Origin of the sequence: Stenotrophomonas sp. PS02297, assembly GCF_029959705.1 — a bacterium.
Taxonomy (GTDB): domain Bacteria; phylum Pseudomonadota; class Gammaproteobacteria; order Xanthomonadales; family Xanthomonadaceae; genus Stenotrophomonas; species Stenotrophomonas nitritireducens.
The window spans coordinates 1-21911 of record NZ_JASCOS010000060.1 but is presented as its reverse complement, the minus strand read 5'-3'; the positions used below and the strand labels follow the sequence as shown (position 1 = coordinate 21911).

Sequence of the window (21911 nt, the reverse complement as noted above, 5' to 3'; positions counted from 1 at the left end):
GGCACCGGTCGTACCCACGGGGGATGGGGGGTACGGCCGGTGCCCAGATTTTTCATGGAGCCGCCCCGTTTCGCAGCGCCGCGATAGCGGCCGCCGCTTGCCTGCCGGACCGTGCGATGCGTCGCGGCCTTCGATGGCCTCTGTCTCCGTGCAGGTGGTGTCGGATTCTTCTCCACACCTGCAGGCATTGCCCGACATCGGGCCAAGGGGCTTTCCTATAATTTGCGCATTCAGTTTTCCGGTTGCCGCAGCGACGTGTGGCGCCGCCGGGCGAGGCCGGTTCTGGCGCTTCAATCCCGTTGCGATTCATGGTGTTATTGATGGAAATTCATCCATGACCTGTTAACCTCGGCCGATGATTCGACGCGTCCTGGTCTGCTGTCTCACCCTGGGCATGGTCGCCTGCGCGACCCAGCCACAGGCCCCTGCTCCCGCTCCGCAAGCGGCGGAAAAACCGATCGGCACGGGCGCTGCGCCGGCCGAAGCCGCGCCGGAACGCAAGCCCGGCCTGCCGCCGGTGGACCTGACCCCGGTGCGGTTCGAGACCGCGCGCGCCAACTTCGTGCGCGACACCGCTGCCCGCTACCGGCTGGACCCGGCCTATATCGAATCGATGCTGGCGCAGGCGCAGATCCGCGAACCGATCATCGCCGCCATGTCGCGCCCGGCCGAGCGGGTCAAGCCGTGGAACGAATACCGGCCGATGTTCATCAGCCAGGCGCGCATCGACGGCGGCCGCAAGTTCCTGGCCGCGCACCGCGCCGAACTGCAGCGCGTGCAGGACCGTACCGGCGTGCCGGCCGAGGTGATCGTGGCGATCATCGGCGTGGAGACCAGCTATGGCGCCAACGCCGGCAACCACCGCGTGCTCGACGCGCTGTACACGCTGGCGTTCAAATACCCGCGCAGCGGCGATCCGGAAAAGCTCGAGCGCGAGGTGCGCCGCGAGCTGTTCTTCCGCGATGAACTGGCCAAGCTGTTCGAACTGGCCGCGCTGGAGAAGCTGGACATCACCGCGCTCAAGGGCAGCTATGCCGGGGCGATGGGCATGGGCCAGTTCATGCCGTCCAGCTACCTGGATTACGCCGTGGATGGCGACGGCGACGGCCGCCGCGACCTGTTCAACAGCTTTGACGACGTGTTCGCCTCCATCGCCAATTACTTCGTGAAGAAGGGCGGCTGGGTGCGCGGCGGCACGGTCGCGGTGCCGGCCACGCTCGATGCCGGCCGCGAGGAACTCAATCCCGTCGACTGGACGCCGGACCTCAGCATCGATGCACTGGCCGCGCGTGGTTACCACCCGGTCGTGCCGGTGCGCGCGGCCGGCGCCACCGCCACGCCGATCACGCTGGAGGGCAGCGACGGCAAGCAGTACTGGCTGGGCTTCCAGAACTACTACGCGATCACCCGCTACAACCTTTCCAAGATGTACGCGATGGCCGTGTTCCAGCTGTCCCAGGCCATCGCCGGACGGGAGCTGCCGCCGGCATGAACATCAAGTGGCTGGTCCCTGCGTTGATCGTGCTCGGGCTGGCCGCCTGCAGCAGCGCGCCGTCCCGGTCGAAGTCCGCCGGCCATGGCCACGGTCAGCCGGCCGGCAGCGTGGTGCAGGGCCGTGGCGGGCGCCCGTCGCATTGTCCCGAAGGATCGCCCTACGCCAAGGCGCAGGAAGATCCCACCACGCGTGGCAACTACAGCGCCGGCGGCCTGTACCGGCCAGGGGTCAAGGACACCACGCCCGACCATGTGCCTGACGTGGACTGCATCCCCGAACCTGTGGTCAGCAACGAACCGCGCTCGGCCATCGGCAACAAGTCGCCGTACATGGTGCTGGGCAAGGAATACCGGGTGATGGACCGGGTCGACGAATACGTCGAGCAGGGCACCGCCTCCTATTACGGCGCCAAGTTCCATGGCCGCCTGACCTCCAACCGCGAGGTCTACGACATGTACCAGTTCACCGCCGCGCACAAGACGCTGCCGCTGCCCAGCTTCGCCCGCGTCACCAACCTGGACAACGGCGAATCGGTGATCGTGCGGGTCAACGACCGCGGCCCGTTCCACGATGGCCGCGTGATCGACCTGAGCTATGCCGCCGCGGTGCGCTTGGGCATCACCCAGCGCGGCACCGGCCGGGTCGAGGTGCGTGGACTGGCGCCGGGCAGCGACAACCTGCTGGCCTCGAACGAAGCGCGCCGCCCGGCGCGCGGACGCGCGGCGACTGCGGCGGTGACCACCGCCATCGCCGCCGCGCCGCCACCCAGCCGCATGGACCAGCTGGTCGAGAAACTGCCGGCCACGCCTGTCGCGGCGTCGGCGCCGCGCCCGGCCGAGGTAAGTGCCGCCGGTCCGGCGCCGCAGGCGGTGGCCGTGCAGGCCTTGCCGGCCTCCACCGGCATGGCCCCGTCGACACAGGCCGGGAGCGACGCATCGGCGACGGCACCCCCGGCAGCCGACGCCGCGGCGCGCGCGCTGGGCGCCATCCTGCTGCAGGTCGCCAGCTTCTCCAGCCGCGACAACGCCTCGCGCGCACTGGGGCAGCTGAGCGCGGCCGGCATCGCCGGCGCCACGCTCAGCGATGTCGTCAGCGGCGGACGCACCCTGTGGCGCCTGCGCGTGCCCGCCGACGACGTGGCCAAGGCGGCGGAACTTGCCGGCCGCATCGCCGGTCTTGGATTCGGCAGGCCGCAGATCGTCCGCGATTGAGCGCGATGCAGGCGGGTACGCGCCGGCGATGCTGATGCCGCTGCGATGGCGCTTCCACGCCCTACAATGACCGCCAGTTTTCCATTCCTTGTCCCGACAGGAACCGTTTTCCGATGAAATTCCGCTTTGCCGCCGCCATGGCCACGACTTTCGCCATCGGCCTGGCCTCCGCCCAGACGCCCACCCCGGCACCGACCCCCACGCCGGCCGCCGCCGCCGCGCCCGCCCAGGTGGCGATCCCGCCGGCGCCGGCGCCGTCCACGTCCAGCGCGTGGGTGTTGATGGACTACGCCTCCGGACAGGTGCTGGCCGGCGAGAACATCCACATGCCGCTGCCGCCGGCCAGCATCACCAAGGTGATGACTTCCTACGTGCTGGCCGCCGAGACCAAGAACGGCAAGATCAAGCCCGACGACCAGGTGATGATGAGCGAGCGCGCCTGGCGCGAGGGCGGCGCCGGTACCGACGGCAGCTACAGCGGGTTCCCGGTCAACCAGACCGCGCGCCTGGAAGACATGGAAAAGGGCATGGCGATCCAGTCGGGCAACGATGCCGCCATCGCCCTGGCCGAGCACGCCGCCGGCAGCCAGGAAGTGTTCGCCGAGCTGATGAACAGCTATGCCGCCAGGATCGGCATGAAGGACTCGCACTTCGTCAACGCGCACGGCCTGACCGCCGACGGCCACCAGTCCAGCGCCTACGACCTGGCGCTGCTGGGCCGGGCATTCGTGCGCGATTACCCGGAAACCTATGCTTACAACAAGATCAAGGAATTCACCGTAGGCAACATCACCCAGCCCAACCGCAACCTGCTGCTGTGGCGGGACCCGAGCGTGGACGGCATCAAGACCGGCCATACGTCGGCGGCCGGGTACTGCCTGCTGAGTTCGGCCCAGCGCGGCGACCAGCGCCTGATCGCGGTGCTGATGGGTGGGGCCTCGGAGAAGCAGCGCGCCAACGACAGCCTGGCGCTGTTGAACTGGGGCTTCCGTTTCTTCGAGACGCACCGTCTCTATGAGGTCGGCAAAGCCGTGACCACGCAGCATGTGTGGAAGGGTGCCGCCAGCGAGGTGCAGCTGGGCGTGGCGCAGCCGATGCTGGTCAGCGTGCCGCGCGGCCGCTATGCCGATCTCAAGCCCAGCATGGACGTGCCCAAGCAGCTCATCGCACCGATCGCCGCCGGCCAGCAGATCGGCACGGTCAAGGTGGCGCTGGACGGCAAGATCATTGCCGAGGCGCCGCTGGTGGCGGTGCAGGCAGTGGAGGAGGGCGGCTTCTTCAAGCGCCTGTGGGACGCCTTCATGATGTGGTGGAAGTCCTGACCCGATAGATGAAAAAAGCCGGCGCAAGCCGGCTTTTTTCATGGCAGTGCCGGCCGCCGTCCGGTAACCGCGACGGCGCCGAGAAAGTCGCGACGGGCCTCGCCGGTCACAGCGTGCGGCTGATGGTGAAGCTGCCGAACACCGGCCGCTCCTTCTGTCCCTCGAACTCGCGGCTGCGGTGGTAGCGGGCCAGCGCGAATTTCCACTTGCCGCGCATCAGCGCCACGCCGTAGCCGATGTCGCCGACGAGCGCTCGCTTGTCCACGCTGTGGCCGCGGCGGAAGGTATTGCCGTCCAGGGTGATGTCGCGCAGCACCCAGCGTGCGTCGCTGGTCGCGAACAGGTGTCCGGACCAGCCTGGGAGACGGGCGCCGCGGGTCGGCGCGGTGTTCTCGCCGGCCGGGCGCATCGGCGAGCTGCCGAAGTCGTCCGGCAGCTGCCAGCCGAAGCGGACTTCGCCGCCGCCATTTGCGTAGGTCGCCAGATTGCCGACCGCTCCGCCCCAGTGGCTGATGGCGTCCCAGCCCCAGCCTGCCGCATTGTTCGCCGGCCAGCGCCGCATGCGTTCCTGCAACAGGCGGAATACCGGCTCGTCGTGCAGCTGGTTCTTCCAGCCCCTGAACTTCTCGTCGTGCAGCACGCTGTGCACGGCGTCCTGCACCTGCTTTCCCTGCGCGGACGGGCCGACCATCCCCACCGCCAGCTGGGTGGTGCGCAGGCGGTCGCCGATGCGCGCGTTGTAGCCGAAGTTGGCCAGCAGCACGCCAGCGTAGGGGCGGTCGTCCTCGACCAGGTCGGCACGGGTGCTGTCGGTCGGCGTGAACAAGCCCTGGCCGACGCTGAAGATCATGTTCTGCTGGTCGAATCCGCCCGGCTGCAGCCGTTCCAGGTGGCGGTTGATCCAGCGCGCCGGCGCCGGCAGGCAGGGGTCGTCGGTGTAGTCGACCAGGTTGGGCGAGACGAAGGTCAGCATCGCGCCATTGGTATAGCCCTGGTCCTGGTGATGGCCGCCGAACAGGTCGTTGTCCACGCGGAAATTGACCGCGGGCGGATGGTCGCGCAGTGCGCTGCCGCTGCAGGTGTCCGGCTGCCTGGCCGCGGCCTGCGCGGGGGTGCCGGTGAGCGTCAGTGCCAGCGCCAGGGGCAGCCAGGGGCGGATGTCCATCCACTCGGATCCGGGTCGTGGGGGTGCGCGCAGCTTAACGGCGGGGCCTGCGCCGGCGCAGCGCAGGCCGGCGGATCACATCGTTGCAGCATCGCGGGCCGCGCCGGAAACCGTGACGGGCGCGGGTTGGAAACCGTCATGGCCCTGCGGTAGCATCGCCGCCGACCACTCCGCGCTTGCCAGACTGGCTGCCTGCAAGGACCAGGACCCTGTCGCCGGGTTTTCAGACCAAAGGAACGCGCCCCCGAGCGGCGCAGGTTAATGGGGAATACACAACCTATGCGTACTGTCTTTTCGCCGTTGATCGCGGCCGCGCTGACCGTCGGCGTTGCCGCGGTCCTTTCCAGCCAGCCGGCGCAGGCCTCGTTCAAGAACACCGGTACCCAGGCGCAGGAACAGCGCAAGCAGGCTACCGCCCAGATCCCGGTGTGCCAGCGTCCGATCGGCACCATCTCGGTCATCGAGCCGGAAGATGCCACCAACTGGTGGACCGGCCAGCAGCTGCCGGCGCCGTCGCGGCTGATCAAGGTGTTCGTCAACCGCTCGCGCTGCTTTACCCTGGTGGACCGCGGTGCCGGCATGGCCGCCGGGCAGTTCGAGCGTGAACTGGCCGCCAGCGGCGACCTGCGCGGCCGTTCCAACGTCGGCAAGGGCCAGATCAAGGCCGCCGACTACGTGATGATCCCGGACCTGGTCTCGCAGAACAGCAATGCCGGCGGCAACGCCATCGGCGGCCTGCTGGGCGGCCTGATCGGCGGCAAGGCCGGCGCGATCGTCGGTGGCCTGAACTTCCGCAGCAAGACCGCGGACGTGGTGCTGACTGTGACCGACGTGCGCTCCTCCGAGCAGGTCGCGATCTCCGAAGGCTCGGCGCGCAAGAGCGACGTCGGTTTCGGCGCCAGCGGCGGCCTGTTCGGCGGCAGCGGCTTCGGCGCCGCCGGCGTGGGCGGCTATGCCAATACCGAGATCGGCCAGGTCATCACCATGGCCTACCTGCAGGCTTATACCGACATCGTCGCCCAGCTCGGCGGCCTGCCGGAGAACGCCTCGGCGGCCAATGCCCAGCAGGCGGTGACGGTGACCCGTGCCGGTCGCCTGCTGGCCAACGCCAAGGGCACCGGTGCGCCGGTGCGTTCGCTGGACCCGGGCATGATGCTGTACCCGACCGGCAACAAGGAGGGCGTGATGTGGGAGGTCGAGGACGAACTGGGCAACAAGGGCTGGGTGTCCTCCACCCTGCTGGAACTGTCCAAGTAAGAGCGTCGTGCCGGCCATGGCCGGTACGCCAGGTGCAGGTGCCGGCCGGGTTGGCCGGCACGGATCCGGCGCCGGCAACGCAGCTTTCCGTGGAAGGGCCGCCCGCAGCGGCCCTTCTGCCGTTCCGGACCTTGGGTTTGACGGCTCCCGCCCCGATAATGGCGGGCATGGAAATCAAGTCCGACAACCCCGAACACGGCTTCCAGTTCCCCGGCACCTTCGAGTTGAGCGCCATGGGCGCGGCCAATATCGGGCTGGAAAACGAGCTGCCGCGGCTGCTGCTGCAGGCTGGCGTGGATGTGCTCAACGAGCGCATCAGCTGGAAGCATTCGTCCAACGGCAAGTACGTGTCCGTGCGCATCGCCTTCAAGGCCGACAGCCGCGAGCAGTACGACGCTGCGCATGAAGCCCTGCGCAACCATCCGGAAGTGAAGTGGACGCTGTAGGCGCCTGCCCTGCCGACGCCGTGCGTGCCAAGGCCCGCCCGGCGACGCTGCGCGACCTCGGCCGCCAGGCCTACGAGCCGGTCTGGCACGCGATGCAGCGCTTCACCGACGCCCGCGACGAGGCCACCACCGACGAAGTGTGGGTGGTCGAGCACGATCCGGTGTTCACCCTGGGCCAGGCCGGCAAGGACGAGCACGTGCTGGCGCCGGGCGACATCCCCGTGCTGCACGTGGATCGCGGCGGCCAGGTGACCTATCACGGCCCCGGCCAGATCGTGGTCTACCCGCTGCTGGAACTGCGCCGGCTCGGCATCGGCGTGCGCGACTACGTATGCCGCATCGAGCAGGCCATCATCGACACGCTGGACGAGTGGAACATCGTCGCCGAGCGCCTGGAGGGCGCGCCGGGCGTCTATGTCGGCGGCGCCAAGATCGCCGCGCTCGGCATCCGCGTGCGCCGCGGCTGCAGTTTCCACGGGCTGGCCTTCAACGTCGGCCTCGACCTGGAGCCGTTCCACCGCATCAATCCCTGCGGTTATGCCGGGATGCAGGTGACCTCGGTGCTAGACTTGGGCGGTCCTTCGGGCATCGAGGCGGTCAAGCCGGTGCTGCTGTCCCACCTGGCCCGGCAGTTCGGCCTGGACCTGCGCGACGATCCCGGATTGCCCGACCTGACCATGCGGCCCTGACGCCGCCGGAACGCCATGACCGAATCCACCAGCCGCTCCATTCCCCTGCAGGTCCTGCAGGGCGACACCCCGTCCGCGCCGCTGCAGGCCGGCGCCAAACAGCTCGGTGGCGACAAGATCAACCGCTCGCCGGTGCAGTTCGCCGACGCGCCGGTGCTGCGCAAGCCGTCGTGGATCCGCGTACGCATTCCCTCCGGCAATGCGGTGCAGCAGCTCAAGGCCAAGCTGCGCGAGAACCGCCTGGTGACGGTATGCGAGGAAGCCAGCTGCCCGAACATCCATGAATGCTTCGGCCATGGCACCGCGACGTTCATGATCCTGGGCGAGGTCTGCACCCGCCGCTGCTCGTTCTGCGACGTCGCCCACGGCCGGCCCAAGCCGCCGGACGCCGCCGAACCGCTGCACCTGGCGCAGACGGTCAAGGACATGGGCCTGAAGTACGTGGTGGTCACCAGCGTCGACCGCGACGACCTGCGCGACGGCGGCGCCGGCCATTTCGTCGACTGCATCAGCGCCATCCGCGAGTTCAGCCCCGGCACCCGCATCGAGATCCTGACCCCGGATTTCCGCGGCAAGGGCCGCATGGAGCGCGCGCTGGAAATCCTCGCGGTCAGCCCACCGGATGTGTTCAACCACAACATCGAGACCGTGCCGGACCTGTACCGCAACGTGCGCCCGGGCGCGGACTACCAGTGGTCGCTGACCCTGCTGCAGAAGTTCAAGGCGCAGCACCCGGCGATCCCGACCAAGAGCGGCATCATGCTCGGCCTCGGCGAGACCCTGGAACAGGTACAGGCCACCCTGCGCGACCTGCGCGCGCACGACGTGGAAATGGTCACCATCGGCCAGTACCTGCAGCCCACGCCGCACCACCACCCGGTGCTGCGCTACTGGACGCCGGAGGAATACAAGGCGCTGGAGGACTACGGCTACGAACTGGGCTTCCACCACGTGGCATCCGGCCCGATGGTGCGCTCGTCCTACCACGCCGACCGGCAGGCCGCCGGCGCCGGGGTCGGTTGAGGCGACCCCATCGCTGCGCGCTGCGGCCCTATGGTTCGCGGCCTCTGGCGGACGCCGGAGAGGCGCGTGGCGGCCGCGGTCGCATCTCGCACCGCCCGCACGACGCGCCCTCGGCGCGCCTACTGGCTGATGGGCTTTCCTCGAGAGGCGGCAGGCTAGTGCAGGCCCCGGCCCGCATCTGCATGAATATCTGGAGCGCCGGATTCCGCGATGCGGAAATCCCGGCCGATGGCAGGTCGCCATCGGCGACGGTGCCGCTTGGGTGGCATTCACATCCCGCTACCGCCGCCGCTTTAGCCTGCAGGACATGCGGATGACAAGTACCGCAACTTCCGGCACTGTCCCGTTGTCCAAGCCATCCGCAGTCTCACTCCATCGCCTGGTGCCACGAGTACTTTGATGAACTACCGAGTTCCCGCTTTCCTGCTGGCTTTCGCGCTGACCGCGCCGGCCGCGCTGCTGGCGCGCGCCGACACCACCGCGCTGCCGTCCACCGCGACGGTCGACCAGGCGACCACCTCCAAGCTCGTCTACGGACTGCTGTCCGACAGCCGCTATGCCTACCGCCCGCGCCCGCTGGACGCGGCGACCTCGCAGGACGTGTTCAAGCGCTACCTGGAGTCGCTGGACAGCGGCAAGCAGTTCTTCACCCGCGAGGACGTGGACCGCTTCGCGCCGCTGGCCGAGCGGACCGGGACGGCGATCCGCACCGGCGAGCTGGACCCGGCTTTCCAGGTGTTCGCTGTCTACCGCCAGCGCGTGGCCGAGCGCGTGGCCTATGCGCGGCGCCTGCTGAAGCAGGAGCCGGACTTCACCACCAGCGAGCGCTTCGACTACGACCGCAAGGACGTGCCGTGGGCGACCGGCGCCGAACTGGACGAGCTGTGGCGCAAGTCGGTGAAGAACGACTGGCTGCGGCTGCGGCTGGCCGGCAAGCCGGCGGCGGACATCCGCAAGACCCTGGACAAGCGCTACGCCACCCTGCTCAAGTCGGTCAACGAAGTGAAGGGCGAGGACGTGTTCTCGTTCTTCATGAACGCCTATACCCGTGCGGTCGATCCGCATACCGATTACTTCACCCCGCGCACGGCGGAGAACTTCAACCAGGCCATGTCGCTGTCGCTGGAGGGCATCGGCGCGCAGCTGCAGCGCCAGGACGACGTCGTGGTGATCCGCGAGATCATCGCCGGCGGCCCGGCCTCGGTGGACGGCACGCTCAAGCCGGGCGACCGCATCGTCGGCGTGGGCCAGGGCCGGTCCGGCCAGGTCGAGGACGTGATCGGCTGGCGCATCGACGACGTGGTGGCCAAGATCCGCGGCGCCAAGGACACCCAGGTGCGGCTGGAATTCATCCCGGCCGCCGAAGGCCTGGACGGCAAGCACCGCATGGTGACCCTTACCCGGCAGAAGGTGCGCCTGGCCGAGCAGGCCGCCAAGGGCGAGACCATGACCATCCCGGGCGCCGGCGGCGAACCCGAGCGCCGCATCGGCATCGTCAAGCTGCCGACCTTCTACCAGGATTTCGAGGGCCGCCGCCGCAACGCCGCCGACTACGCCTCGGCCACCCGCGACGTGTCGCGCCTGCTGGCCGGGTTCAAGGCCGACAAGCTCGACGGCGTGGTGCTGGACCTGCGCAACAACGGCGGCGGTTCGCTGGACGAGGCGATCGAACTGACCGGCCTGTTCATCGAGCAGGGTCCCGTGGTGCAGGTGCGCGAATCCGGCGGCCGCGTCACCGTCAACAGCGACCGCAATCCGGCGGTGGCCTGGGACGGCCCGCTGGCGGTGCTGATCAACCGTGGCTCGGCCTCGGCCTCGGAGATCTTCGCCGGCGCCATCCAGGACTATGGCCGCGGCCTGGTGATCGGCGAGACCACCTTCGGCAAGGGCACCGTGCAGAACGTGGTGCCGCTGGACCGCTGGCCGGCCAGCGAGAAGGAACGCTTCGGCCAGGTCAAGCTGACCATCGCCCAGTTCTTCCGCGTCAGCGGCTCGTCCACCCAGCACAAGGGCGTGGTGCCCGACCTGGCGTTCCCGGCCAGCGTGGATGCCAGCGAATTCGGCGAGAGCACCTACGACAACGCGCTGCCGTGGACCCGCATCGCCGCGGTGCCGCACACCCAGTACGGCAATTTCGCGCCGATCCTGCCCCGGCTGGAAACGCGGCATGCCGCGCGCATCCAGAGCGACCGCGAGTTCAAGTGGTGGGAGGAGGACGTGCAGCAGTTCCGTACGGAAGCGGCGAAGAAGTACGTCTCGCTCAATGAGGCAGAGCGCCGCGCCGAACGCGACAAGCAGGACATGCAGCGCAAGCAACGCCAGGAAATCCGCAAGGAACTGGGCCTGCCGCTGGACCCGCTGGCCGACGACGGCAACGACGACGGCCTGACCGGCAGCGAGCGCGACATCGTCAAGGATGCCGCGCGCGAGAAGGCCGCCGAGAAGCGCCCCGATCCGCTGCTCAAGGAATCGGCCTCGATCCTGTCCGACGCGGTGAACCTGCTGGAGAAGGACCGCCCGCTGTCGGCGCAGGTGCTGCCGCAGTCCACCGGTCCCGGTCGCTGGGCTGATTGAGAACGGGTTCCGGGCGCCGGTGAAACGGCGTTCCTGCAGGGCATGGCGCCGTCAGCGTGGCTCCACGTTGGCGGCGTTATGCTGTCTGCCTTGCCGATCGTGGAGGTGCCATGTACAGGCATGCTTACCGTGTATCGCTGGCCCTGACCTGCGCCCTCGTGGCCGGCTGCGGCGGCCGCGCCGCCGACAATCCCCTGGTGCGCGAGTCGTTCGATTCCGGCGACACCTATACGCGCGATGTCGACGCTACCCCGGCACAGGCCTGCGAGGCCGCACGCCGCGCGCTGCTGGGGCAGGGCTATGCGATCACCCGCGCCGGCGCGGACAGCGTCGAGGCCAACAAGAATTTCCAGCCGAAGGAAGAACTGCACGAGCAGCTGGTGCTGCGCGTCTCCTGCGCGGCGCATGGCAACAGCGGCGCGCAGGTGTTCGCCAGCGCGGTGCAGGACCGCTATGCGCTGAAGAAGTCGCCGACCTCGGCCAGTGTCGGTGTCGGCGCGCTGGGCTCGGTGTCGCTGCCGTTCGGCAGCAATGACGATTCGCTGGTGCGGGTGGCCAGCAGCACGGTGCAGGACCCGGTGTTCTACCGGAATTTCTTCGAGCGCCTGCGGCAGTACCTGGCCCCGTCGGCGGCAGCGCCCGGAGATGCCGCGCGGTGACGCGCGCCTGCCGTGTCCCGGCCTGGCTGATGGGTTGCGCGTTGGCGCTGCTGGGCGTTGCGCCGCCGGCACCGGCGGCGGACAGCGCGACATGCATGCTGCCCTTGTTGCAGCGGCTGGGCTGGCAGCTGCATGACGCCGGGATTGCCGCGCCGGTGATCCATGGCGGCGAACCCTGCCGCCGCGCGTCGCTGGACGCTGCCCGGCAGCGGGGCGATCTGCGTGCGCTGCTGCCACGCAGCTACGACAACGCCCAGCGCGAGCGCGTCTATCGCGACCTGCTCGATGATCCGGCGACCCTGTGCGCCTATGCGTTCCAGTTGGGCGAGGCGACCCGCCGCGCCGTCGCGCGCCTGCAGGACAACCGTGGCTACCGCTTCTCCGCGTTGCAGCTGGGCTGGATCGGCTTCGGCCCGCGCGGTGCGCGCGTGCAGGGCTGGCAGCGCTTCCGCAGTTTCGGTCGCGGTTACGCGCCGGTCGCCTCCAATGCCGCCGCGCTGGAAGCGTTCTACAGCGGTCAGGTGCGTTCGGAGTGCGGCGTCGGCCGCCAGGTCGCGCAGCTGGCGACGCAGCGCGAGCTGTACGGCGACGCCGGCTTCGACCGGGAGTTCGCGCCGGGCGAACTGTCGATCGGCACCTTCCTCACCCTGCACGACACGCCCAGCATCCTGCTTGGCGCGAACGCGGGCGAATTCTTCGCCGATGGCAAGGCGGTGCGCACCTCGCGCCTGGGACGGCAGGCCTTCATGGGCGTGCCCGGTTTCATCGAGCATGTATTCGACAAGCGGCATCTGGACGACATCAACAACCAGGCCGAGAACTTCGTCATCGTCGACGTGAGCGCGGAGGCCGCCGAGGCGCTGGCGCGGCACGGCGGCCTCGCCCATTACGACGCTCTCAACCGGCGCCTGTGGGAACTGTCGCGGCAGATGCCGGTCCACCACGGGCGTTACTTCGAGCGGCTGCTGCACGAGCGCGATCCGGCGCTGCGCGACGCCCTGCCCGAAGCGCAGCGGCCGCTGCTGGCGCAGATGGATGCGCTGCTCGCCGACCCGGTCTATCGCGGCATGATGCTCTACGTGCATCCCAAGGGCGTCAGGCCGCTGGGCTACCACGTCGCGCGCCTGCTCGACCGCAACCCGCGCACGCCGTACAGCATCGACCTGGCCCTGCACAATCTGCACACCACGCTGTTCCGGCGCTGGCTGCAGGCGCAGCTGCGCGACTGCGCGGCGCGAACCGCTTACATCGACCAACGAGGTGGAACATGGAACTGGGCATGATCGGGCTGGGGCGCATGGGCGCCAACATGGCGCAGCGCCTGCACCTTGGCGGCATCGCCGTGACCGGCTTCGACCCCGGGCAGGAAGCGCGCGAGCGGCTGGCCGCCACCGGCGTGGCCACGGCGGCGACGCTGGAAGCGCTGGTGCAGGCGTTGCCCGCACCGCGCACGCTGTGGCTGATGGTGCCGGCCGGCGTGGTCGATCCGCTGCTGGAACAGCTGCTGCCGCTGTTGTCGCCCGGCGACCTGGTCGTGGACGGCGGCAACTCCTGGTACCGCGATTCGCTGCGGCGCGCCCAGCGCTGCCGGCAGGCGCAGGTGGCGTTCATCGACTGCGGAACCAGTGGCGGCGTCTGGGGCCTGCAGGAAGGCTATTGCCTGATGCTGGGCGGCGAGGAGGAGGCGATGGCGCGGCTGCGGCCGGCGCTGGAGGCGCTGGCGCCTGCCGCGGATCGCGGCTGGGCGCACGTCGGGCCGACCGGTGCCGGGCATTTCTGCAAGATGGTCCACAACGGCATCGAGTACGGAATGATGCAGGCCTACGCCGAAGGCTTCGCGCTGATGCAGAAGAAGCAGGAGTTCGCGCTGGACCTGGCGCAGGTGGCCGAGGTATGGCGCCATGGCAGCGTGGTGCGCTCGTGGCTGCTCGACCTCGGTGCCGACGCGCTGCGGCGCAATCCGCAGCTGGAAGGCATCGCGCCCTACGTGCAGGATTCCGGCGAGGGCCGCTGGACGGTCAGCGAGGCGATCGAGCTGGATGTGCCGGCACCGGTGATCACGCTGTCGCTGCTCGAGCGCCTGCGCTCGCGCGAATCCAATTCCTTCGCCGACCGGATGCTGGCGCAGATGCGCAGCGGCTTCGGCGGACATGCGGTGAAGGCGGCCAACGATGGCGAATGACGGCCGCCGGAGCCGGGCGATGAAGGCCGCGCGATCATGGGTGCTTTGCGGCGGATGGCTGTGGGGCCTGTCGGCCGCGTCGCCGCTGCAGGCGCAGGAGCCGCTCGCGCCGCCGCAGGCGCCGGTCCCGGGGCAGATGGGCGATGCGTGGATCACCACGCGGATCCGCGCGGCGCTGGTGCCGCTGCAGCGCGACGGCAACGCCGACGTGCGCGTGAGCACCACGGAGGGCATCGTCACCCTGGAAGGGGCGGTCGACAGCCGGATCACGTACGACCAGGTCGTGGAACTGGCGGGCCGGGTCAAGGGCGTGCGCGGCGTGGACGCGCAGGCGCTGCAGACCGGCGCGATCGCGCCGCATCCGTGACGGCCGCAGCCGTGCTTCCGCGTTCACTCCGCTGGCGAATCATGCAATGCTTGCGCGCCGGTTCGCATGCACCCGGCCGGCTCCGGACCCGGGGGAACCGCGCCCGCGGCGATGCACGCGGACGGCCATGTGTCGCCGGGAACCTGTTTACGTTCATCCCGGTCTTCGGGCCGGCCCCAGGCAAGGAATGAGGATGGCCTATCGATTCACCGACGAGGGCTGGGACCGCTGGCGTTTCGCCGGCCTGGGACTGGCCGCGCTGCTGATCGTCGTGGTGCCTTCGCTGCTGCTGCTGCAGATTTCGCGCGACAGCGTCAATGCCGCCAACTGGGTGGCGCATACCCAGGCGGTGAGCGCGCGGCTGTACATCCTGCAGGCCGACATCCGCGACGTGGAGTCGGCCGCGCTGACCCTGTCCAAGGGCGTGGAATCGGACGCGCTGCGGCAACGCCTGCGGCGCGCCGACCATGTCGCCGACACGCTCCATGAACTGTCCGGGCTGGTCAGCGACAGTCCCGAGCAGCTGGTGCGGATCGGGCGCGTCAGTTCCATGCTGGAGCGGCGCATGGCGCTGGCCAAGGAGATCGCGGTCACTCCGGAATCGCTGCGCCAGCGCGAGCTGATCGAGGAGATGACGTTCAGCTATCCGGTGCGCGAGATCGCGATCGAGCTGCAGAAGCACGAGGACGAGCTGCTGGCCCGGCGCATCGCCGCCGCGCACAAGCAGCAGCGCCTGTCGACGATCGTGACCTGGAGCACTTTGGCGGCGCAGCTGCTGCTGCTGGGCCTGGTGCTGTGGCTGCTGAAGCGGCAGATCGGCCGCCGCACGCGCGCGGAACAACGCATGCTGCAGGCCAGCGCCCGCGCCAGTTCGGTGCTGCAGACCGTGCGCGAGCCGATCGTGCTGCTCGATGGCGAGCAGCGCATCGTCCTGCACAACGCCGCCTTCGCCGAGCTCTATGGCGTGGAGGATGACGACGCCAACGGTCAGCCGCTGCAGTCCATCGGCGACGGTGCCTGGGCCGACGACATCGTCCGCCAGCGCCTGGCCGACGTGCTGCTGCGCGGCCGCGAGCTGTGGGACTACGAGCATGAACAGCGCAGCGTCGACGGCCTGGTGCGCATCATGCTGGTCAATGCCCGGCGCATGCCGCTGCCCGACAGCGACGACGAAGTGGTGCTGATGACGGTCAGCGACGTCACCCTGCAGCGCGCCGTGCAGCTGCGCGTGGAGGAGCTGAACCGGCAGCTGGAAGGCAAGGTCGAACAGATGGCCGAGGTGAACCGCGAGCTGGAGGCGTTCAGCTATTCGGTCTCGCACGACCTGCGCGCGCCGCTGCGCCACGTGGCCGGGTTCTCCGACAAGCTGGCGCGGCACCTGGGCGAGGGCGCGGACGAGAAATCGCGCCACTACCTGCAGGTGATCGGCGACTCGGCGCGGCGCATGGCCGCGCTGATCGACGACCTGCTGGTCTATTCGCGCCTGGGCCGCGGCGCGATGCGCCTGCAGGCGGTGGACATGCAGTCGCTGGTCGCCGATACCCGCGCGCTGCTGGATTCCAACCTGCGCGCCGAGACGGGCGCGGACGCCGCGGTGCGCGACGTCCACTGGAACGTGGGCCCGCTGCCGGTGCTGGTGGCCGACGAGAACATGATGCGCCAGGTGTGGCTGAACCTGCTCGGCAACGCGGTGAAGTACACCGCCGGCCGCGAACATGCCGTCATCGACGTGTCCGCGCAGCAGCTGCCCGACGGCAGCCAGCAGTTCAGCGTGCGCGACAACGGCACCGGCTTCGACATGCAGTACGCCGGCAAGCTGTTCGGCGTGTTCCAGCGGCTGCACAAGGCCAGCGACTATCCGGGCACGGGCATCGGCCTGGCCAGCGTGCGCCGCGTGCTCACCCGCCATGGCGGCCGCATCTGGGCCGAGGCCCAGGTCGACCAGGGCGCCACCTTCCATTTCATCCTTCCACCCCCTGCGCCCGACGCGCACAGCTGAGGTCCACCCGCATGAGTCCGCTCCGTACCATCCTCATCGCCGAAGACAGCCCCGCCGACGCCGAAATGGCGATCGACGCGCTGCGCGACGCGCGCCTGGCCAATCCCATCGTGCACGTGGAGGACGGCGTGGAAGCGCTGGATTTCCTGATGCGCCGCGGCGTCTACGCCAACCGCGAAGAAGGCCTGCCGGCGGTGCTGCTGCTGGACATCAAGATGCCGCGCATGGACGGGCTGGAAGTGCTGCAGCGCATCCGCGCCGAAGACGAGCTCAAGCGCCTGCCGGTGGTGATCCTGTCCTCCTCGCGCGAAGAGAGCGACCTGGCGCGCAGCTGGGACCTGGGCGTCAACGCCTACGTGGTCAAGCCGGTGGACGTCGACCAGTTCTTCAACGCGGTCAAGACGCTTGGCACCTTCTGGGCGGTCATCAACCAGGCCCCGGAGCTGGAGTAAGCCGCCATGCCCAACAAAGGGACACCGTTGGGTCCGCTGCGCATCCTGCTGGTCGAGGACTCGGCCGAGGACGCGGAACTGCTGTGCGACCAGATGCTCGAGGCCGGGCTGGAAGGCAGCTTCGAACGGGTCGACAGCGAGGCGGAGATGCGCGCGCTGCTGGCGCGGTGGACGCCGGACATCGTGCTTTCCGACCTGAGCATGCCAGGCTTCTCCGGCTACCAGGCGTTGCGCATCCTGCGCGAACTGCACCCGCAGGTGCCCTTCATCTTCGTCTCCGGGACGATGGGCGAGGAGACCGCGGTGCAGGCGCTGCACGAGGGCGCCAACGACTACATCATCAAGCACCAGCCGGCGCGCCTGCCCTCGGCGGTGGCGCGCGCCATCCGCGAGGCGCGGCGCGAGATGGAACGGCTGCGGGTCGAGGACGAGCTGATGCGCGCGCAGCGGCTGGAAAGCCTGGCCCTGCTGGCCGCGGGCCTCAGCCACGACCTGCGCAACATCCTGCAGCCGCTGCTGATCGTGCCGGACCTGATCCGCGACCGCAGCGACGACCCCAAGGTGGTGCGGCTGGCCGACGTGATCGCCGAATGCGGGCGGCGCGGCCACGAAATGGTCGAGTCGATGCTGTCCTTCGTGCGCGGCTCGCGTCTGCCCAGCGAGCGCATCGTCCTGCAGCGCCTGTTCCAGGCGGTGGGAATGCTGCTCAAGAGCAGCCTGCCGGGCAACGTCGACCTGCACCTGGAGGTGCGCGACGACCGCATGGCGGTGGAAGGCAACTACACCGAACTGCAGCAGGTGCTGCTCAACCTGGCGTTGAACGCGATCCAGGCCATGCCCGATGGCGGGCGCCTGAGCCTGCTGGCCGAGCGCGCTGCCGGCGCCGATGGCGAGCGCCTGCGCATCCGCGTGCAGGATGAAGGCGTCGGCATGGACGAGGCGACGGTGAAACGGCTGTTCAGCCCGTTCTTCACCACCAAGGCCGGCGGGACCGGGCTGGGGCTGGTGTCGTGCAAGCGCATCGTGGAAAGCCTGGATGGAAGCATCGCGGTTTCCAGCCGGCCGGGCGAGGGCACGCGCTTCGACCTGCTGCTGCCGCTGCATGCCGCGGCGGGAGAGCGCAAGGACGGTGCGATGCCGGCCACGCCGGCCGGCCGGGGCCGGCGGATACTGGTGGTGGACGACGAGGCCACGCGCCTGTCGCTGCTGGGCAACGCGCTGGCCAGCCAGGGCTACCGCCTGCGGCTGGCGGCCGATGGCGCCGCGGCGATGCGCCACCTGCAGGAAGCGGGAATGCCGGACGTAGTGCTGGTGGACAGCGGCATTCCGCTGTTGTCCGCCGGGCAGCTGCTGACCGAGATGCAGGACATGGGTTACCGCGGTCCGGCCATCGTGCTGGAGGAGAACGGCGACGAGGCGTTTGCCGATGGCCTGGCGCCATCGGGGATCAGCGTGCACGTGCTGCCGCGCCCGCTGGAAATGCAGCGTGTGTTCCGCGCCGTGGCCGACGCGCTGGGCACGGGGTGAGACGCCAGGAGCCCGCGTAGGGAAGCCACGAACGAGCAGCGCAGGCAACAGCCGCGAGCTCGCGTTCCTGCTTCCGCCCTGCCTGGTTGCTGGTTTCTCTCCACTGGTTCCTGGCCCGAAGCCCTATCATGTGCGTCCCCAATCCGACGCGGCGAGCCGCCGCGACAAGCCGAAGCCGATGACGACCGTGCTACTGAGCCTGGGCAGCAACCTGCGCCCGCAACACCATCTGCAGGCGGCGGTACGGGTATTGCGCGAGCGCTTCGGCCGGATCGCCGTTTCCCCGGCCTACCGCACGCCGGCGGTGGGCTTCGATGGCCCGGATTTCCTCAACAACGCGGTGATGCTGGATACCGGCCTGCCGCTGGCGGAACTGGACGACTGGCTGCACGCGGTCGAGGACGCGCACGGGCGCGACCGCAGCGGGCCGCGTTTCAGCGACCGTACCCTGGACATCGACGTCGTGTACTACGGCGACCTGGTGGTGGAAGGCCCCGGCCACCTGCGCATTCCGCGGCCCGAACTGAAGCACGCCTTCGTGCTCAAGCCGCTGGCCGACATCGCGCCGGATTTCATCGACCCGGTCCGCGGCCTGAGCCTGCGGCAGATGTGGCAGGTGCATCCGCAGCACGGCGACGCATTCGATACCGTCGAACTGGCGGACTGACCCGCCGCCAAGGCGGCTGCGCGATCGCCTTCGTGTAGAGCGGGGCAGAGCCCCGCTGGAGCCACTCCGGTGAAGCCCAGCCGGGCGCTGCCCGGCGCTACAACGCCGCAGCAGTCGATTTCCCGGTAGAGCGGGGCACAGCCCCGCTGGGGCCTTCCCGGTAAAACCCGGCCGGACATCGGCGCGACATCGGCACGACGCCGGCGGCCAACGCTCAGGTCAGCGTGCGCCCACCGTCCAGCCGCAGCGTCTGCCCGGTGATGTAGCCGGCGTCGTCGAGCAGCCAGCGCACCGCCGCGGCGATCTCGTGCGGCGTGCCGGTGCGCGCCATCGGCGTGCGCTCCATCAGCGCCTGCTTGGCCGCCTCGCTCTTGCCCTGTTCCGGCCACAGGATCGCGCCGGGTGCCACGGCGTTCACCCGCACGTGCGGCGCCAGTTCCAGCGCCAGCGAGCGGGTGGTCATCTCCAGCGCGGCCTTCGCCGCCGAATAGGCCGGGTGATCGCGCAGCGGCTGGGTCGCGTGCAGGTCGGTCAGGTTGACGATGGCGCCGCGCTGCCGGCGCAGGTGCGGGGCGGCGGCCTGGGCCAGGAAGAACGGCGCGCGTGCGTTGACCGCGAACAGCTCGTCCCACTGTTCCACCTGCACCTGCCCGAACGGCGTGGGGAAGAAATTGGAAGCATTGTTGACCAGCGCGTCGAGCCGGCCGAAATGCGCCACCACCTCCTCGACCAGCTCCGGCAGCGCCTGCGCGTCGCGCAGGTCGGCCTGTACCGCCAGCACGCTGCCGGGGCGCTCGCTTTCCAGGTCGAAGGCCAGTGCCTGCAATTCCTCGCCCGACTGGTGCGCATGCAGGGCCAGCCGGTAGCCATGGCCGTGCAGGTGGCGGGCGATGACCGCACCGATGCGGCGCGCGCTGCCAGTCACCAGGGCCACCCGTTGCGGATCCGTCATCTGCGTTTTCCTCGCTCGGCTATCCTGTGCATTGTCCCCGCAAACCGCCGTCCCATGCATTCCGACCTGCCCCTGCCCGAATCCGACGCGCTGGCCCACAGCGAGCAGCTGGCCGCGCACCTGCGCGCGGAGATCCTCGCCCAGGGCGGCGCGATGCCGTTCTCGCGGTTCATGGAACTGGTGCTGTATGCGCCGGGCTGGGGGTATTACAGCGCCGGCGCCAGCAAGTTCGGCGCCGCCGGCGACTTCGTCACCGCACCTGAAATGGGCACGCTGTTCGCCGCGGCCACCGCCAACGCGCTGGCGCCCGTACTGCGCGAGATCGGGCCGCAGGCGCGCGTGCTGGAACTGGGCGGCGGCAGCGGCGCGTTCGCCGAGGCTGCGCTCGGGCGCCTTGCCGAGCTGGACGCATTGCCGGCGCGCTACGCCATCCTCGAGCCCAGCGCCGACCTGCGCCAGCGCCAGCGCCAGCGCCTGCAGGGCGCGCTCGACCCGGCGCTGTTCGCCCGCGTGGAATGGCTGGACCGCCCGTTCGATGACGAATGGGATGGCGTGCTGTTCGCCAACGAGGTGATCGACGCGCTGCCCACGCCGCGCTTCCTCGCCAGCGAAGGGGAAATCTACGAGGAAACCGTCGAACTCGACGGGCAGGGCCGCTTCGTGCGCGGCGCGCAGCCGGCGGACATGCTGTTGTCGGCGGCGGTGCGGCACGTGGAGCGCTATCTGGAACGTCCTTTCAGCGATGGCTACCGCTCCGAACTGCTGCCGCAGCTGCCGTACTGGATCCAGGCGGTGGCCGGCGGCCTGCGCCGCGGCGCGATGCTGTTCGTCGATTACGGCTACACCCGCGCCGAGTTCTACCAGGACGACCGTCGCGACGGCACCCTGCGCGCGTTCTATCGCCACCGCGTGCACAACGATGTCCATCTGTGGCCTGGCCTGCAGGACATCACCGCTTCGGTGGACTTCACCGCACTGGCCGAGGCCGGCACCGGCGCCGGCTTCGACCTGGCCGGCTACTGCCACCAGGCCGGCTTCCTGTTCTGCAATGGCATCACCGGCCTGCTGGAGGCAGGGGACGCGAATACCGATGAAATCGGGCGCGTGCGCCTGCGCGAACAGTTGAAGCGCCTGACCCTGCCCACCGAGATGGGCGAGCGCTTCCAGGTGATGGGCTTCAGCCGCGACGTGGACCTGTCGGCGGCATTCGCGATGGGCGACCTGACCTGGCGCCTGTGAGCCGCCCGCTGTTCAAGCCACTGCGCCACCTGCCGTTCTGGATCGGACTGTGGGCGCTGGCGGTACTGGGCGTGATCGTGGTGTGCCTGATCCCGCCGCCGCCATTGCCGCCGCTGCCGGAGAATGGCGACAAGGCCGAGCACTTCATCGCCTACTTCCTGCTGTCGGCCAGTGCGGTGCAGCTGTTCCGCCGCGGCCGCGCGCTGCCGGCCGTCGGCCTGGGGCTGGTGGCGATGGGCGTGTGCATCGAATTCGCGCAGGGCGCCTTGACCGCCACCCGCAGTGCCGACCCGTTCGACGCGCTGGCCAACACCCTCGGCGTGGCCGTGGGCCTGGCGACGGCGTTCACGCCGTTGCGCGACCTGCTGTTGCGGCTGCAGCCCGCACATCCGGTACGCGGCGCCCTGTAGCGCCGGGCGGGGCTTGGCCGGTGATGCCCCAGCGGGGCGTTGCCCCGCTCTACAAGGCGGTGGGGCTGTGGCTCTGTAGCGCCGGGCAGCGCCCGGCGGGCTTGGCCGGTGATGCTTCAGCGGGGCGTTGCCCCGCTCTACAAGGCGATGGGGCTGTGGCTCTGTAGCGCCGGGCAGCGCCCGGCGGGCTTGGCCGGTGATGCTTCAGCGGGGCGTTGCCCCGCTCTACAAGGCGATGGGGCTGTGGCTCTGTAGCGCCGGGCAGCGCCCGGCGG

General features: G+C 69.6%; 20 protein-coding genes. 18 read left to right on the top strand and 2 right to left on the bottom strand.

The features are described 5' to 3' along the window. The first annotated feature begins 355 nt into the window (after positions 1-355). The 3 genes from mltB to QMX80_RS12045 all read left to right on the top strand — a co-directional run bounded on the left by mltB (position 356) and on the right by QMX80_RS12045 (position 4028). Positions 356-1492 (top strand): lytic murein transglycosylase B, encoded by a 1137-nt coding sequence (gene mltB, locus QMX80_RS12055; RefSeq protein WP_282277286.1) that lies wholly within the window; start codon positions 356-358, stop codon positions 1490-1492. Beyond that, a complete protein-coding gene (locus tag QMX80_RS12050) occupies positions 1489-2706 on the top strand; it encodes a septal ring lytic transglycosylase RlpA family protein (protein ID WP_282277285.1) in 1218 nt (405 codons plus the stop codon). The genes mltB and QMX80_RS12050 overlap by 4 nt, the downstream gene beginning before the upstream one ends. A gap of 113 nt (positions 2707-2819) precedes the next feature. Next, positions 2820-4028: a D-alanyl-D-alanine carboxypeptidase family protein gene (locus tag QMX80_RS12045; RefSeq protein WP_282277284.1), complete on the top strand. Its 1209-nt coding sequence runs from the start codon at positions 2820-2822 to the stop codon at positions 4026-4028. A 106-nt stretch (positions 4029-4134) separates the two neighbouring features. Here the strand turns inward: QMX80_RS12045 and QMX80_RS12040 are convergent, their stop codons facing one another. After that, positions 4135-5193, bottom strand: coding sequence for a lipid A deacylase LpxR family protein (locus QMX80_RS12040; RefSeq protein WP_282277283.1), 1059 nt, complete (start codon positions 5191-5193; stop codon positions 4135-4137). A gap of 279 nt (positions 5194-5472) precedes the next feature. On the opposite strand from QMX80_RS12040, the gene QMX80_RS12035 reads away from it, so the two are divergent. The 13 genes from QMX80_RS12035 to folK all read left to right on the top strand — a co-directional run bounded on the left by QMX80_RS12035 (position 5473) and on the right by folK (position 19035). Continuing rightward, a complete protein-coding gene (locus QMX80_RS12035; protein ID WP_055772317.1) occupies positions 5473-6450 on the top strand; it encodes a CsgG/HfaB family protein in 978 nt (325 codons plus the stop codon). Positions 6451-6617: 167 nt separating this feature from the next. Beyond that, the gene (locus QMX80_RS12030) at positions 6618-6896 is read left to right on the top strand and encodes a YbeD family protein (RefSeq protein WP_055772652.1); all 279 of its coding nucleotides are present in this window, start codon (positions 6618-6620) and stop codon (positions 6894-6896) included. Then, on the top strand, positions 6884-7585 hold the full coding sequence (gene lipB / locus QMX80_RS12025; RefSeq protein WP_055772314.1) for a lipoyl(octanoyl) transferase LipB: 702 nt from the start codon (positions 6884-6886) through the stop codon (positions 7583-7585). Before QMX80_RS12030 ends, lipB begins: the two co-directional genes overlap by 13 nt. 15 nt (positions 7586-7600) lie before the next feature. Beyond that, the gene (gene lipA / locus QMX80_RS12020; protein WP_273084171.1) at positions 7601-8608 is read left to right on the top strand and encodes a lipoyl synthase; all 1008 of its coding nucleotides are present in this window, start codon (positions 7601-7603) and stop codon (positions 8606-8608) included. A gap of 399 nt (positions 8609-9007) precedes the next feature. Beyond that, the gene (locus QMX80_RS12015; protein WP_282277280.1) at positions 9008-11182 is read left to right on the top strand and encodes a carboxy terminal-processing peptidase; all 2175 of its coding nucleotides are present in this window, start codon (positions 9008-9010) and stop codon (positions 11180-11182) included. Positions 11183-11292: 110 nt separating this feature from the next. After that, positions 11293-11841: a DUF2242 domain-containing protein gene (locus QMX80_RS12010; protein WP_282277278.1), complete on the top strand. Its 549-nt coding sequence runs from the start codon at positions 11293-11295 to the stop codon at positions 11839-11841. Between the two features lie 29 nt (positions 11842-11870). After that, on the top strand, positions 11871-13124 hold the full coding sequence (locus QMX80_RS12005; RefSeq protein WP_282277288.1) for a hypothetical protein: 1254 nt from the start codon (positions 11871-11873) through the stop codon (positions 13122-13124). Then, positions 13109-14023, top strand: a complete 915-nt coding sequence (gene gnd / locus QMX80_RS12000; protein ID WP_282277276.1) for a phosphogluconate dehydrogenase (NAD(+)-dependent, decarboxylating) — start codon at positions 13109-13111, stop codon at positions 14021-14023. Before QMX80_RS12005 ends, gnd begins: the two co-directional genes overlap by 16 nt. 19 nt (positions 14024-14042) lie before the next feature. Then, positions 14043-14390 carry a BON domain-containing protein gene (locus tag QMX80_RS11995; protein WP_282277274.1) on the top strand — a complete coding sequence of 116 codons (348 nt, stop codon included), beginning with the start codon at positions 14043-14045 and terminating at the stop codon, positions 14388-14390. A 193-nt stretch (positions 14391-14583) separates the two neighbouring features. Further along, positions 14584-16389 (top strand): ATP-binding protein, encoded by a 1806-nt coding sequence (locus QMX80_RS11990; RefSeq protein WP_055772294.1) that lies wholly within the window; start codon positions 14584-14586, stop codon positions 16387-16389. 11 nt (positions 16390-16400) lie between these two features. Beyond that, on the top strand, positions 16401-16841 hold the full coding sequence (locus QMX80_RS11985) for a response regulator (RefSeq protein WP_055772291.1): 441 nt from the start codon (positions 16401-16403) through the stop codon (positions 16839-16841). Between the two features lie 6 nt (positions 16842-16847). Then, positions 16848-18368, top strand: coding sequence for a response regulator (locus QMX80_RS11980; protein WP_282277271.1), 1521 nt, complete (start codon positions 16848-16850; stop codon positions 18366-18368). 178 nt (positions 18369-18546) lie between these two features. Further along, complete coding sequence (gene folK, locus QMX80_RS11975; RefSeq protein WP_282277270.1) at positions 18547-19035, top strand: 2-amino-4-hydroxy-6-hydroxymethyldihydropteridine diphosphokinase; 489 nt, start codon at positions 18547-18549, stop codon at positions 19033-19035. A gap of 214 nt (positions 19036-19249) precedes the next feature. Here the strand turns inward: folK and QMX80_RS11970 are convergent, their stop codons facing one another. After that, positions 19250-19987, bottom strand: a complete 738-nt coding sequence (locus tag QMX80_RS11970; protein ID WP_282277269.1) for a pteridine reductase — start codon at positions 19985-19987, stop codon at positions 19250-19252. 54 nt (positions 19988-20041) lie between these two features. Here QMX80_RS11970 and QMX80_RS11965 point away from each other — a divergent pair, with 54 nt between their 5' ends. Together QMX80_RS11965 and QMX80_RS11960 are read left to right on the top strand one after the other, a co-directional pair. Next, positions 20042-21226 (top strand): SAM-dependent methyltransferase, encoded by a 1185-nt coding sequence (locus QMX80_RS11965; protein ID WP_273084148.1) that lies wholly within the window; start codon positions 20042-20044, stop codon positions 21224-21226. Beyond that, a complete protein-coding gene (locus QMX80_RS11960) occupies positions 21214-21636 on the top strand; it encodes a VanZ family protein (RefSeq protein ID WP_282277287.1) in 423 nt (140 codons plus the stop codon). Before QMX80_RS11965 ends, QMX80_RS11960 begins: the two co-directional genes overlap by 13 nt. The last annotated feature ends 275 nt before the right edge of the window (positions 21637-21911 follow it).

What these genes read in the sequence shown, in the direction of transcription:
- QMX80_RS11995 (WP_282277274.1), top strand. Translation starts at nt 14,043, where the DNA reads ATGAAGGCCGCGCGATCATGGGTGCTTTGCGGCGGATGGCTGTGGGGC.
- mltB (WP_282277286.1), top strand. Translation starts at nt 356, where the DNA reads ATGATTCGACGCGTCCTGGTCTGCTGTCTCACCCTGGGCATGGTCGCC.
- QMX80_RS12050 (WP_282277285.1), top strand. Translation starts at nt 1,489, where the DNA reads ATGAACATCAAGTGGCTGGTCCCTGCGTTGATCGTGCTCGGGCTGGCC.
- QMX80_RS11970 (WP_282277269.1), bottom strand. Translation starts at nt 19,987, where the DNA reads ATGACGGATCCGCAACGGGTGGCCCTGGTGACTGGCAGCGCGCGCCGC.
- QMX80_RS11990 (WP_055772294.1), top strand. Translation starts at nt 14,584, where the DNA reads ATGGCCTATCGATTCACCGACGAGGGCTGGGACCGCTGGCGTTTCGCC.
- QMX80_RS12045 (WP_282277284.1), top strand. Translation starts at nt 2,820, where the DNA reads ATGAAATTCCGCTTTGCCGCCGCCATGGCCACGACTTTCGCCATCGGC.
- QMX80_RS12030 (WP_055772652.1), top strand. Translation starts at nt 6,618, where the DNA reads ATGGAAATCAAGTCCGACAACCCCGAACACGGCTTCCAGTTCCCCGGC.
- gnd (WP_282277276.1), top strand. Translation starts at nt 13,109, where the DNA reads ATGGAACTGGGCATGATCGGGCTGGGGCGCATGGGCGCCAACATGGCG.
- QMX80_RS12040 (WP_282277283.1), bottom strand. Translation starts at nt 5,193, where the DNA reads ATGGACATCCGCCCCTGGCTGCCCCTGGCGCTGGCACTGACGCTCACC.
- QMX80_RS11965 (WP_273084148.1), top strand. Translation starts at nt 20,042, where the DNA reads ATGCATTCCGACCTGCCCCTGCCCGAATCCGACGCGCTGGCCCACAGC.
- QMX80_RS12015 (WP_282277280.1), top strand. Translation starts at nt 9,008, where the DNA reads ATGAACTACCGAGTTCCCGCTTTCCTGCTGGCTTTCGCGCTGACCGCG.
- QMX80_RS12035 (WP_055772317.1), top strand. Translation starts at nt 5,473, where the DNA reads ATGCGTACTGTCTTTTCGCCGTTGATCGCGGCCGCGCTGACCGTCGGC.
- lipA (WP_273084171.1), top strand. Translation starts at nt 7,601, where the DNA reads ATGACCGAATCCACCAGCCGCTCCATTCCCCTGCAGGTCCTGCAGGGC.
- QMX80_RS11985 (WP_055772291.1), top strand. Translation starts at nt 16,401, where the DNA reads ATGAGTCCGCTCCGTACCATCCTCATCGCCGAAGACAGCCCCGCCGAC.
- QMX80_RS12005 (WP_282277288.1), top strand. Translation starts at nt 11,871, where the DNA reads ATGGGTTGCGCGTTGGCGCTGCTGGGCGTTGCGCCGCCGGCACCGGCG.
- QMX80_RS12010 (WP_282277278.1), top strand. Translation starts at nt 11,293, where the DNA reads ATGTACAGGCATGCTTACCGTGTATCGCTGGCCCTGACCTGCGCCCTC.
- folK (WP_282277270.1), top strand. Translation starts at nt 18,547, where the DNA reads ATGACGACCGTGCTACTGAGCCTGGGCAGCAACCTGCGCCCGCAACAC.
- QMX80_RS11980 (WP_282277271.1), top strand. Translation starts at nt 16,848, where the DNA reads ATGCCCAACAAAGGGACACCGTTGGGTCCGCTGCGCATCCTGCTGGTC.